Below are 12,701 nucleotides of genomic sequence, written 5' to 3'. Positions count from 1 at the left end.
ATTGCATCAGATTGACGTCTGTCCGCCCAACGCGCGCACCGCTTCATCGACGCTGCGGAAGATGCGGTCGTTCGGCAGCACCTCGTAAAGCTTGAACCGTTCGAACGCGGCATGGGCGCGGGCGGATTCCAGCCGCGCCACCGCGACCGTCACGCCTTGCTCGCGGCATTCGCGGAACAGGCCGCGCAGCTCCTGCGCCGCGGTGAAATCGATCTCGATCAGGCCGCTGGCCTCGATCACCACGAGATGCGGTTTTGGCGTCGCGGTGCCGATCACCTTCAGCACGTCGCTGTGAAACCCTTCGGCATTGAGGAATGACAGCGGCGCCTGCATGCCGAGCACGGCGATGCCCGGCCTGCGCTCGCCGGAGACGTTGGGGCCCGCCGGCCACCAGATCGTGGTGCCGGGGACGTGGACGAATTCGACCAGGCGCCCGCGCGTCGTGGTCCAGATGCCGTGCAGCAATGACAGCGCGATGCCGAGCGCGACGCCTTGCTCGATCGGCAGCACGATGATCGCCGCCGCGGTCGCCACCACCAGCGGGAATTCGTAGAACGACTGCCGGAAGATCGCGACGATCTGGCCGATGCGGATGATACGCAGCGCGACGAACAGCAGCACGCCGCCGAGCGCCGCGTCGGGTACGTGCTGCAGCAGCGTCGCGCCGAATGCCAATAGCGCCAGTACGATCGCCGCGGCAACCAGCCCGGCGAGCTGGGTTCGGCCGCCGGTCTCCGACACGATCCCGGTGCGCGGCGGCGAGGCGTTGACCGGAAAGGCGCCGAACAGGCCGGCGAGCAGGCTGCCGGCGCCGACGCCGAGGAAGTCGCGGTCGACATCCGCCGGCTTGTCCGGGTCCGACAGGAACGAGCGCGTCGTGGCCGCGGTCTGCACCATGACGACGACCGCGATCAGGAATGCCAGCGACAGTAGTTTTATCCATTTCTCCGGCGCGATCTCCGGAAACGACGGCGTCGGCAGCGTGCCCGGCACCGCGCCGACCACCCTGACGCCCTTGCTCTCGAGGTGCCCGGCGATCACGGCGACCGTGGCTACGACGAGAGCGATCAGCGCGCCGGGAATCCGCGCGCTGATCCTCTCCGATCCGGCAACCAGCGCCAGCACGCCGAGGCCGATCGCGAGCGTATGGAAGTTGGTCTGGCCGATGTGCTCGGCGAGCACGACGAGCTTGTAGAGCGTCGGCCCGTCCGGCGCGGCGAGGCCGAGCACGCCTGATAGTTGCGAGACCAGGATGTGCACGGAGATGCCGGCGAGGAAGCCGACCGTCACTGGCGTCGACAGCAAATTGGCGATCCAGCCGAGCCGAAACAAGCTGCCGGCGATCATGATCGCGCCGACCAGCACCGCCAGCGCCATCGCCAGCGCCTGGTAGTCGTGTGTGCCCGCGGTCGCCATCAGCGCCAGCCCGCCGGCGAAGATCGGCGTGATCGTGGAGTCGGCGCCGCAGGACAAAAAGCGGTTGGCGCCGAACATCGCAAAGCCGATCGAGCCGGCGAGGAAGGCGAAGAAGCCGATCTGCGGCGAGAAGCCGCCGAGCCGCGCGGTGGCCATCTGCTCGGGGATCGCGATCGCGGCCAGCGTCAGCCCCGCGATCAGGTCACCCGGCAGGTCGCTCGGCCGGAAGCGGGCGAGCGAACGGAAGATCGGCCAGTTGGCGCGTGATGGTTGGTCCTGGCCCATCGGCTCTTGCTACTCCCAGCGGCTGCCGGGAAATCATCGGACAAGGCGCGGCCAAAAGCCAGCGGTTGGTCTGTGTGCAATCGCGAAGGGCGGTGACCTCGAAGGTTCGCTCCACGTCATTGCGAGCGCAGCGAAGCAAACCATCGTGCCGCATGCGCGGAAGCATGGATTGCTTCGCTGCGCTCGCAATGACGGGGTAGATCTACCCAATATTCTGCAGCGCCGGAAACGTCTCCAGCAGCCAGACGCTGACGTTGGAGACGGCGCCGGTCAGGAAGCCGATGCCGGTCACCACCATCAACACGCCCATCACCCGCTCGACGGTGTCGAGATGGCGCTTCATCCGCGCGAATAGCGAGGAGAAGTGCTTGATCATGAAGGCGGCGAGCAGGAACGGGATGCCGAGCCCTGCGGAATACACCGCGAGCAGGCCGGCGCCTTTCGTGACCGTGGCCTCGGCGGCGGCGATCGAGAGGATCGCGGCCAGGATCGGCCCGATGCACGGCGTCCAGCCGAACGCGAAGGCGAGCCCCATCACATAGGCGCCCCACAGCCCGACCGGCTTTGGCGCGGTCATTCGCCCCTCGCGCATCAGCAGGCCGATCCGGGTGATGCCGAGGAAGTGCAGGCCCATGATGATGATGACGATGCCGGCCAGGATCGACAGCTCGGCCGACCAGGCCCGCACCAGGCCGCCGACAAACGACGCGCTGGCGCCGAGCGCGACGAACACGGTGGAGAAGCCGAGCACGAACATCAGCGCAGCCATCATCACCGCGCGCTTGGAGGCGGGGCTGGCGCCGTCCTGGTTGACCTGCTCGATGGTCGCACCGGTCAGATAGATCAGATAGGGCGGCACCAGCGGCAGCACGCAGGGCGACAGGAAGCTGACAAGGCCGGCAATCAAGGCCGCCGGGATCGAGACGTCGTGCATCAATGAACCTTCGAGGATAACTGTCCTGTCATGGCGTCTACGCCCTAAACAATCCAGAAGTTTCCGCGCCGGCGCATTCAACTATGGTCACAGGCCCGTGTGCTGGGCGGTGCCGCAAGGCTCGATGTCTCGGCGTGGATGTGAGGTGACCACGCCAGTCAGGCTCCCTCTCCCCTTGCGGGAGAGGGTGGGGAGAGGGGTGCCCCGGGCGGGATGATGGACGGAGTCACTGCTTTCGCAACGCCGTCTCGTTCGTGTCGACACGCAAGATGGAGAGAGTACGCCGTGTGGCACCCCTCTCCCTAACGCTCTCCCGCAAGGGGAGAAGGAACCCTGGTCGCGTGCTCACCTCACTTGCGTCTGGTGGTGCCGCTCGCACCTCAGGGCGACGGGACTAACGGCCGTGCCACACACTCGCTGTCGTTCCTGCGAAAGCAGGGACCCATAACCACAAATGCTGATGGTCTTGCTGCGTTGGAATGACGAGTCCCGCCGGCAAAATCCGCCGCGGAGTATGGGTCCCGGCCTTCGCCGGGACGACGATGGGGAGAGCTGCGCGCTCCTCGCCCTCAGCGCTTCCGTGCCGGCCGCGCCGGGGTCTCGAACTCGCGGCCTCGGATCCGCACCAGGTCGTCGGCGGAATGCTTCAGCAGCACCACCGTCGCCTGTCGTGCCGCCTCGGCGTCGCCGGCGGCGATGGCGTCGAGCACGGCGCGATGCTCGATCAGGGCCCGCGGCCGGTGCGAGCCGGGGGCTGCGATGGTAAAGCTCTGGCGCAGCGTGATCTCGAACATCTGCGCGATCGGCCAGAAGAACTCGTTGCGGGTGGCGAAATAGATCGACTGGTGGAAGGCGATATCGGCGGCGACGAACGCCTCGTTGGTCGTGGCCGCATCCATGCCGTCGCAGCCGGCGCGGATGCGGGCGATGTCGTCGTCGCCGGCGTGCAGCGCCGCCAGCGCCGCGGCGGCGGGCTCGACCGCGGTGCGCAGCTGGAACAGCTTTGCCAGATAGCGGTCGATGTCGGCGGCCTCGAGCCGCCAGCGCAGGACGTCGGGATCGAGCTGGTTCCACTGCTCGGGCGGCCGCACCCGCGTGCCGCTCTTGGGCCGCGATTCGATCAGGCCCTTGCCGGTCAGCGTGCGCATCGCCTCGCGCACCACGGTGCGGCTGACATCCATCATCGCGCAGATCTGCATCTCCGGCGGCAGCGTCTCGCCGACGCCGATCTCGCCGCGCACGATGCTGGTACCGACGCGGTCGGCGACCTGGCTGTGCACGTTCCGGCGCAACGCGGTGGAGCTTTGGAACACGAAACGCCTCGCTGGTTTGGTTGCCGGCGCCGATCGGCGCGGCGCATTTGCGCAACCCGGCTACGCCCTTGCGTAGCCCTACCTCTTTTGTCATACATTACGACAAATATTCTGCCAAGCGCGCCGCAGTCAACGCGGCGGGCAACAACGAAGCGTTCCCGGGGAGAAGCCATCATGACATCGAAGCGCGTCAGCCGCCGTCTTGTGTTGCAGTCGTCGGTCGCAGCGTCCGCGTGGCTTGCCGCCGGGCCGGCGCTGATCGGCCGCGCCGAGGCCGCGGTGATGAAGATGCGCTGCTCGTCGTCGCTGCCCAACGATCCGAAATACGCCAACGGCCGGGTCTACTACGACAACCTCGTCAAGCAGCTCAAAGCAGCCGGGCTCGGCGAGCAGATCGACGTCACCTTCTTCCCCGACAACCAGCTCGGCCAGGAGATCGACGTCATCAACTCGGTGAAGCTAGGCGTCATCGACCTGATGGTGTCGGGCTCCTCGATCTCGGCCAATCTGGTGCCGCTGGTCGGCACCTTCGACCTCGGCTATCTCTTCACCAGCTTTCAGCAGCAGACCAAGGCGTTCGACGCCGGCGCGGCCAAGCCGATCGAGGATGCACTGCTCAAGGGCGGCAACATCCGCATCATCGCCTGGGCCTATAATTTCGGCGCGCGCAGCGTGCTGGCGAAGAAGCCGGTGAAGACGCCGGAGGATCTCGCCGGCCTGAAGATCCGCACGCTGCCCAACCCGATCATCACCGAATGCCTGCGCCTGATGGGCGCGGCGGCGACCCCGCTGGCGTTCGGCGAGATCTACACCGCGCTGCAGGCCGGCGTGCTCGACGGCCTCGAGCACGATCCGCCGACCATTCTGGCCAGCAAGTTCTACGAGACCTCGAAGCACTACGCGCTGACCCAGCATAACTTCTCGCCGCTCGCGATCTATTTCAGCGACACCACCTTCAACCGCATGGACCCCAAGCTGCGCGAGGGTTTCCTCGACGCCGCCAAGAAGGCTGCGGCCGACAGCCGCGCCCACGGCCTCGCGGTCGAGAAGGAGGCGCAGACCACGCTGGCGGAGAAGGGCGTGACCGTCGTCGAATGCGACAAGGAGGCGTTCCGCAAGCGCGTGCTGCCGCAGACCGACAATTTCATCAAGGCACGGCCGGAGGCGAAAGCCGTCGTCGAGATAATCCGCGCCACCCAGGCCTGAGGCCCTCGCATGTCAGTTGCCGCAGTCGCGGAGGGCCGCAGCACCGGCCGGATCACGGCGCCGCTGGTCGCCGTCAGCGATACGATCGCCGCGGTCCTGCTCGCCGCTGACCTGGTCGTGGTCTGCGTCTCGGTGCTGGCCCGCTTCCTGTTCAATGCTCCGGTCGAATGGTCCGACGACGTCGCCCGGGGGCTGATGGTCGGCTCGAGCTTCTTCGGCGCGGCGAGCGCGCTGGCGCGCAGCGAAAATCTCGGCGTCGCCTTCTTCGTCGACATGCTGCCACCGGGCGTGCGGCGCGTCGTCGACGCCGTCGGCGCGCTGCTGGTCACCATCATCTCGTTCTATGTCGCGTTCAACGCCATCAAGATGGGCTGGCTGACCACCGGCCAGACCTCGGGCTCCGGCCTGCCGCTGGAATGGACGTTCTATCCGATGGGCGTCGGCGCGGCGTTCATGACGATCTTCGCGCTGGAGACGTTCTGCGGCCGTCCGCTGCGCGACATGATCGCGGGCATCGTTGCCACGGCCGCGATCGCCGGGCTCTATCTGGTCTGGGATGCGCTGGCGCCGGCGTCGGTTCCGTCATCGCAGACGCTGATGCTGGTCGGCTTCTTCCTCACCCTGTTCGGCGGCCTGCCGATCGGCTTTGCGCTGGCGCTGGCGGCGCTGATCTTCATCTGGGTCGAGGGCACGCTGCCCGGCGTGATCTTCGCCCAGCAGATGGCGCGCGGCATCGACAATTTCGTGCTGCTGGCGATCCCGTTCTTCATCCTGGTCGGCTATTTGATGGAAGCCAACGGCATGTCGGTGCGGCTGATCGAGCTGTTGCAGCGCGCCGTCGGCAAGATGCGCGGCGGGCTCAACGTCGTGATGGTGCTGTCGATGGTGCTGTTCTCCGGCATCTCGGGCTCGAAGATGGCCGACGTCGCCGCGGTCGGCTCGGTCTTGATCCCGGCGGCACGCCGCTCGCGGCAGAACCCGGGCGGCGCGGTGGCGCTGCTCGCCGCATCCGCCGTGATGGCGGAAACGATTCCGCCCTGCATCAACCTGATCATCCTCGGCTTCGTCGCCAACCTCTCGATCGGCGGGCTATTCGTCGCCGGCATGCTGCCGGCCGCGCTGATGGCGCTGGCGCTGGTCGCGGTGTCGATCATTTTCGGCAAGCGCCCCGCCGCGAGCGGCGAGGCCGAGCCGCGCGCGGCGGTCTCCGGCCTGTGGACCGGCGCGATCGCCTCGTTCGGGCTGATCTTCATGATCTTCTTCGGCTTCAAGAGCGGTTTTGCCACTGCCACCGAGATTTCCGCGTTTGCCGCGGTCTACGCCATCGCGGTCGGCAGCCTGCTGTTCCGCGAGCTCGGCGTGAAGAACCTCGCGCACTGCTTCGTGCAATCGGCGACGCGCTCAGGCCTCGTGTTGTTCATCGTCGCCGCCGCGCAGTCGCTGGCCTTCATCCTGACCTTGCAGCAGGTGCCGCATGAGGTCGGCGACTTCATGCTGTCGATCTCCGGCAGCCACGGCGTCTGGCTGTTCATGCTGCTGTCGATCGTGGTGCTGGTGGTGATGGGCTCGGTGCTCGAGGGCGCCGCGGCGCTGATCATCTTCGGGCCGCTGCTGTTGCCGGTCGCGGTCAAGCTCGGCATCGATCCGCTGCATTTCGGCGTCGTGCTTGTCATCTCGATGGGACTCGGGCTGTTTGCGCCGCCGCTCGGCCTCGGGCTCTATGGCGCCTGCCTGATCGGCAACGTGCCGATCGAGCAGACCATCAAGCCGATCATGAGCTATCTCGGCCTGCTGCTGCTGTGCTTGCTGGTGATCGCCTTCGTGCCCGTCATCAGCACGGCGTTGCCGCATGCGATGGGCTACTAGGGGGAGGGGACCGTGAGAGTGCTGCTCGCCCACACCCCGCAGATGCGCCGCGACTATTATGGCGAGCGCAGCCTGAGCGGCCTGCGCGCGGTCGCCGACGTCAAGCTGCACGAGGGCGATGACGCGCTCGATGCCGCCGCGCTGGTCAGGGCCGCTGATGACGTCGACATCATCGTTGCCGACCGCATGACCGCCGGCCCGGGCGAGATCTTTCCGCTTTTGCCAAAGCTGCGCGCCTTCGTGCGTTGCGCGGTCGATATCCGCAACATCGACGTGAGCGCGGCCTCCGCCGCCGGCGTGCTGGTGACGCAGGCGAGCGCGGGTTTCGTGCAATCGGTTGCCGAGCTCGCGCTCGGCTTCATGGTCGATTTTTCGCGCGGCATCTCGCGAACCACTGCGGATTATCATGCAGGCCGCAAGCCTGAGGTCGTGATGGGCCGCCAGCTTGCCGGTAGCACGATCGGCATCATCGGCTATGGCAGCATCGGGCGCTATCTCGCCGGGATCGCAAAGGTGCTCGGCATGGAGGTGCTGGTCGCCGATCCCTTCGTCACGATCGAGGACCCTGCGATCCGGCATCTGCCGCTCGACGATCTGCTGGCGCGCGCCGATTATGTCGTCTGCCTCGCGGTCGCCAATGAGCAGACCGAGAATTTGATCGGGCAGGCGGCGCTGGCGCGGATGCAGCGGCACGCCGTCTTCATCAACCTGTCGCGCGGCAACCTCGTCGATGAAGCTGCGCTCGCGGCGGCGCTGCGCGAGGGACGTATCGCCGGCGCGGCGATGGATGTCGGCCGCGCGCCGGACCAGATGCCGTCGCCGGAACTCGCCAGGCTTTTTAATGTGATCGCAACGCCGCATGTCGGCGGCCTGACGCCGCAGGCAATCGAACATCAATCGTCGGAGACGGTGCGCCAGGTCGCAAAAATCGTCGCCGGCGAAATTCCCGTTGGTGCCGTCAATGCCGATCGTTGGAGGCGGCGGCCGTAGATCCAGACTTCGGCAGGCGCATCAGCGCGTGGCGTGTTGCAGAAACATCACGAGCGCTGACAATGCGACCGATCGTCACTGCGCTGTCATGCCCGAATGTTTGTTTCGCCCTGTTTCCGGGGGCGGAAAAACATTGCTGTTGGGGGTCTGACCATGCGCGCCGTAAGATTATCATCGCTTGCCGCCGTCTTTGTCGCGACCTCGTCGCACCTCGCCCTGGCCCAGACGCAAACCATCGCGACGCCGCTGAACGCCAATGCGATCAACGTCTTGATGCCGCTGAGCACGCTGCTCGGCACGACCACGATCTCGCAGAATCTGACCAATGCGGTGTCGATCAACAACAATTCGACCGCCGCGCAGCGGGCGCAGGCGCTAATCGACAACACCATCACCACCGACAACGGCGTGGTGCTGTCCGACGGCCTCGGCACCAAGCTGGGCGCGATCTGGAACGCCAACAACAGCCAGGCGGCGAACGGCACGACCACGACGTTCTCGCCCAATCTGCTGACCCTGTTCCGGCAGATCAACGCGATCTCGCAGGACGATTCCGGCAAGGCGAAGAACTTCTTCGCCGACGGGTCGGCGAACGGCACCGTGTTCGTCAGCAACGCCAATCTGTCGCTCGGCAAGACCGCGACCTCGAACACCCCGATCGTCGGCATCTCGCTGCCGGCGAACGGCACCTTCAACGTCTACGACAAGTCCTATGCGCCGATCGTGCAGCAGAACCGGACCGGCAACTCCCGCCCGATCCAGGTCAATCCGAACAACATCGTAAGCTTCAGCGGCGTCGACTATTTCGGCAATCCGACCTCGAACACGAACATCCTCGGCACCAACACCGCCAACAGCGGTTCCGGCCTGTTCGCCAACGCCTCGCTGCCGAGCGGCCACACCACCTTCGGCTACACCACGTCGCTGCTGTTCGCGATGCTGGTGCCGGAGCGCTACACCGAGATGCTGACCCGCGGGTCGGAATACGGCGACAGCCGCATCGTGCTCGGCGTGCACTATCCGCTCGACGTCATCGCCGGCCGCGTGCTCGGCACCTATGACGTGGTGCAGATGCTCAACAACAATCCGCAATACACCAACGCCACCGTCAACGGCGTGTTCGGCATCGGCGACGTCACCACCACCGGCAACTTCCAGACCGTGTTCAACGCGGCGCGGACCGACGTGACCAATCTGCTGGTGGCCGGGTGCGGCGGCAGCAGCATCGCGGCCTGCGCCGCAAGCGGCGCGCCGGACCGCTTCAGCGATCTGGCCAAGGACAAGGCCGACTACACCGCGCGGCTGACCTACGGCCTGCCGACGCTGTCGTTCGCCCAGGCGCCGCGCGAGGCCGCGCCGGCCGGCGGCCCCGACGCATCGATCCTGCTGGCGACGGTCTATGGCGGCGATTCGGCTGCGGCCAAGACCATCGCGCCGACCGGCGGCATGTTCGGCAGCCTGTCGACCAGCACCATCAACCAGATCCTGGTGAACACCGAGACCAACGCGATCGCGCCGTTCTACGGCACCGCGCTGAGCTACTGGGCGCGCCTCGACCTGTTCGCCGCCGTAACCTATTTCCAGGGCGTGACCGGCACCCTGAGGCTGGCCGCGAGCGACGTCGTCACCACCAACGTCACCGTCGCCAATGGCGGTGTGCTGGGCGGCACCGGCACCATTGCGACGACCAAGGTTCTGAGCGGCGGCGCACTGCAGGGCGGCGCCAACGGCCAGGGCACGCTGCGGATCAACGGCAGCCTCGCGTTCCAGTCCGGGGCGCTCTATCTGGTGCAGGCGACGTCGACGTCGGTCGGCTCCACCAATGTGACGGGCACCGCGACCCTGACCGGCGCCACCGTGCAGGTGTCCTCGCCGACCAACAGCTTCAAGTTCAACCAGGCCCAGACCATCCTGACCTCGGCCGGGCTGAACGGCACCACCTTCGCGTCGCTGGTGACGCCGACCGGCATCAATGGCTCGCTCGGCTATTCCGGCAACGCGGTGACGGTGACCTTGAACTCGGGCCTCGGCCAGATCAGCGGCCTCAACGCCAACCAGCGGTCGGTCGCGAACGCGCTCGACGTTGCCTTCAACGGCGGCGCTGCGGCCGGCGGGCTTGCCGCCATCTTCAACGGCAACGTCGCCCGCAACCTGGAGCAGGCGGAAGGCCAGGGCGCGACCGGCTCGCAGCAGACCACGTTCAACGCCATGACCCAGTTCCTGGGCGTGATGACCGATCCGAACATCGACGGCCGTGGTGAGGCGGCGGTGCCGGCCGCTGCAGCGCAATTCGCCGCCGACGACAGCGAGGCGCTCGCCTATGCGTCGAAGGGCAAGGCGCGGTCGCAGGGCGAGCGCGATGCCTATGCCGCGATCTATCGCAAGGCGCCGCCGCCGGTCGTCTATGAACCGCGCTGGAGCGTTTGGGCGGCCGGCTTCGGCGGCTCGCAGACAACCGACGGCAATGCGGTGCTCGGCACCGCCGACACCCGCAGCAGCATCTACGGCACCGCTGTGGGCGCCGACTATCGCTTCTCGCCGAACACCATCGCCGGCTTCGCGCTCGGCGGCGGCGGCACCAGCTTCTCGCTCGGCAATGCGCTGGGCACCGGCCGCTCCGACCTGTTCCAGGCCGGCGCCTTCATCCGCCACACCGAGGGCCCGGCCTACATCACCGGCGCACTCGCCTATGGCTGGCAGGACGTCACCACCAACCGCACGGTGACCATCGCCGGGCTCGACCAGCTGCGCGCCAACTTCAACGCCAATGCCTGGTCGGGCCGCGTCGAGGGCGGCTGGCGCTATGCGACGCCGTGGATGGGCATCACGCCGTACGCCGCCGGCCAGTTCACCAGCTTCGATCTGCCGGCCTATTCCGAGCAGGTGATCACCGGAACCAACGCCTTCGCACAGACCTACAGCTCGAAGACGGTGACGGCGAGCCGCAGCGAACTCGGCCTGCGCAGCGACAAGTCCTATCTGGTGCAGGACGGCGTCCTGATCCTGCGCGGCCGCGCCGCCTGGGCGCATGACTTCAACACCGACCGCACCGTCAGCGCGACGTTCCAGACGCTGCCCGGCGCCTCTTTCGTCGTGAACGGCGCCAGGCCCGCTTCCGACCTCGCGCTGATCACCGGCTCGGCCGAGATGCGCTGGCGCAACGGCTTCTCGGTCGCCGCGACCTTCGAAGGCGAATTCTCCGACGTCACCCAGAGCTACGCCGGCAAAGGCGTGGTGCGTTACTCCTGGTGACGGCAACGCCAACCAACCGATCCAAATCGAGCGCAAATGAGGCCTCCGGCGACAGCCGGAGGCCTTTTGCATTGCTCCCCTCGCAGGGCGCATCGCCCCGGGGCTGGACAAGCCCTTTGCATCCAGCCCAAACTTGTACCCGTCAAACCGCGGCCATGAGCGCGCGGACAAGCAACGAACGGACGTCCCGCAACCAACGACGGGCGCCGCAAAGAGGGAGTGCATCACATGGCCGTTTCACGCCGTGACGTCTTGTTGGGCAGCGCCGGCGCACTGGGCGCCGCCTCGTTCTCCTTCCCAGCTCCCGCCATTGCCCAGTCGGAACCGATCAAGATCGGCTGCCTGGCTGCGATCACCGGGCCGAGCTCGGCGCCGACGGTCGGCTTCAACCGCGGCGTCAATTTCGCGGTCGACGCCATCAACAATGCCGGCGGGGTGAAGGGCCGCAAGATCGAGATCGTGATGCGCGACACCCAGGGCGATCCGACCAAGGCGGTGAATGCCACCCAGGAGCTGATCAGCCAGGCCAAGGTTCACGCGATGTGGGGGCCGCTGAACTCCGGCGAGGCGCTGGCGACAACGCCGATCATGGCGCGCGCCAAGATGCCGGATCTGCACCCCTGCGTGGTCGAAAGCCTGATCGATCCGGCCAAGTTCCCCAACGCCTTCCGGATCGCGCCGTCGAACAACCAGTGGGACGACGCGGTGCGTAACTATTGCCTGAAGATCCTCAAGGTGAAGAAGGTCGCCGTGATCGGCGACACCACCGGCTACGGCGTCACCGCGGTCGGCGCGTCGGTCGCCGCCTTCAAGAAGGACGGCGCCGACGTCGTCTACCAGGCCAATGTCGATTCGACCCAGCCCGACATGACGCCGGACATGCTGCGCGCCAAGAACGCCGGCGCCGAGGCGATCGTGGTGTGGAGCGTCTCGACCGGCATGGAGGCGCGTATGTTCAACATCCGCGCCACGATGAACTGGGACGTTCCCTTCGTCGGCCATCCCTCGATGGCGTCGGGCGAACTTGCGGGCCTGGTCGCCAAGCCGGAGAACTGGAAGAAGGTCTATGCGATCGGCTACAAGAGCTGCAGCTATGACAGCGCCGGCAAGCTGCCGCCGAAGAGCGAGGATCTGGTGGCGCGGCTCGCCAAGGCCAATATCGCGCTGAACGATACGCTGCTCTGGTGGGTCGCCGGCGGCATCGACTGCATCGAGCTGATCGCCAAGGCGGTGGCGGAGAGCGGCTCGACCAGCAGCGCCGACATCATCAAGTACTGGAACACGCTGTCGGCCTATCCCGGCTATTTCGGCAACTATCATTTCTCGCCGACCGAGCATAACGGCTATCTGACCGAAGAGATCGTGATGTCGGAATCAAGCACGGCGAAGAACGGCACCTTCGCGCTGGCGCCGGGATACAGTTGAGCCAGCGGCGAGGG

8 protein-coding genes are annotated in these 12,701 nt (G+C 66.7%); 5 read left to right on the top strand and 3 right to left on the bottom strand.

Annotated elements, in window-relative coordinates; genetic code table 11:
* Positions 1-6 precede the first annotated feature (6 nt).
* From XH93_RS30825 to XH93_RS30815, 3 genes are all read right to left on the bottom strand, one after another.
* Positions 7-1,701: a SulP family inorganic anion transporter gene (locus XH93_RS30825; RefSeq protein ID WP_194470342.1), complete on the bottom strand. Its 1,695-nt coding sequence runs from the start codon at positions 1,699-1,701 to the stop codon at positions 7-9.
* Between the two features lie 202 nt (positions 1,702-1,903).
* Positions 1,904-2,635, bottom strand: a complete 732-nt coding sequence (locus XH93_RS30820) for a cytochrome c biogenesis CcdA family protein (RefSeq protein ID WP_139485632.1) — start codon at positions 2,633-2,635, stop codon at positions 1,904-1,906.
* Between the two features lie 569 nt (positions 2,636-3,204).
* Positions 3,205-3,948 (bottom strand): FadR/GntR family transcriptional regulator, encoded by a 744-nt coding sequence (locus XH93_RS30815; RefSeq protein WP_194470341.1) that lies wholly within the window; start codon positions 3,946-3,948, stop codon positions 3,205-3,207.
* 174 nt (positions 3,949-4,122) lie between these two features.
* Between XH93_RS30815 and XH93_RS30810 the strand changes: the two genes are divergently transcribed.
* The 5 genes from XH93_RS30810 to XH93_RS30790 all read left to right on the top strand — a co-directional run bounded on the left by XH93_RS30810 (position 4,123) and on the right by XH93_RS30790 (position 12,687).
* Positions 4,123-5,154, top strand: coding sequence for a TRAP transporter substrate-binding protein (locus XH93_RS30810; RefSeq protein ID WP_194470340.1), 1,032 nt, complete (start codon positions 4,123-4,125; stop codon positions 5,152-5,154).
* Positions 5,155-5,163: 9 nt separating this feature from the next.
* Positions 5,164-7,020 (top strand): TRAP transporter large permease subunit, encoded by a 1,857-nt coding sequence (locus XH93_RS30805; RefSeq protein ID WP_194470339.1) that lies wholly within the window; start codon positions 5,164-5,166, stop codon positions 7,018-7,020.
* A 12-nt stretch (positions 7,021-7,032) separates the two neighbouring features.
* Positions 7,033-8,010, top strand: coding sequence for an NAD(P)-dependent oxidoreductase (locus tag XH93_RS30800; RefSeq protein WP_194470338.1), 978 nt, complete (start codon positions 7,033-7,035; stop codon positions 8,008-8,010).
* Positions 8,011-8,163: 153 nt separating this feature from the next.
* A complete protein-coding gene (locus XH93_RS30795; RefSeq protein ID WP_246799340.1) occupies positions 8,164-11,262 on the top strand; it encodes an autotransporter domain-containing protein in 3,099 nt (1,032 codons plus the stop codon).
* Between the two features lie 228 nt (positions 11,263-11,490).
* The gene (locus XH93_RS30790; protein ID WP_246799339.1) at positions 11,491-12,687 is read left to right on the top strand and encodes an ABC transporter substrate-binding protein; all 1,197 of its coding nucleotides are present in this window, start codon (positions 11,491-11,493) and stop codon (positions 12,685-12,687) included.
* Positions 12,688-12,701 lie beyond the last annotated feature (14 nt).

It is taken from the genome of Bradyrhizobium sp. CCBAU 51753 (genome assembly GCF_015291565.1).
GTDB classification, from domain to species: Bacteria; Pseudomonadota; Alphaproteobacteria; order Rhizobiales; family Xanthobacteraceae; genus Bradyrhizobium; species Bradyrhizobium ivorense.
The sequence above is the reverse complement of the archived record's forward strand: the minus strand, read 5'-3'. Positions and strand labels throughout refer to the sequence as shown.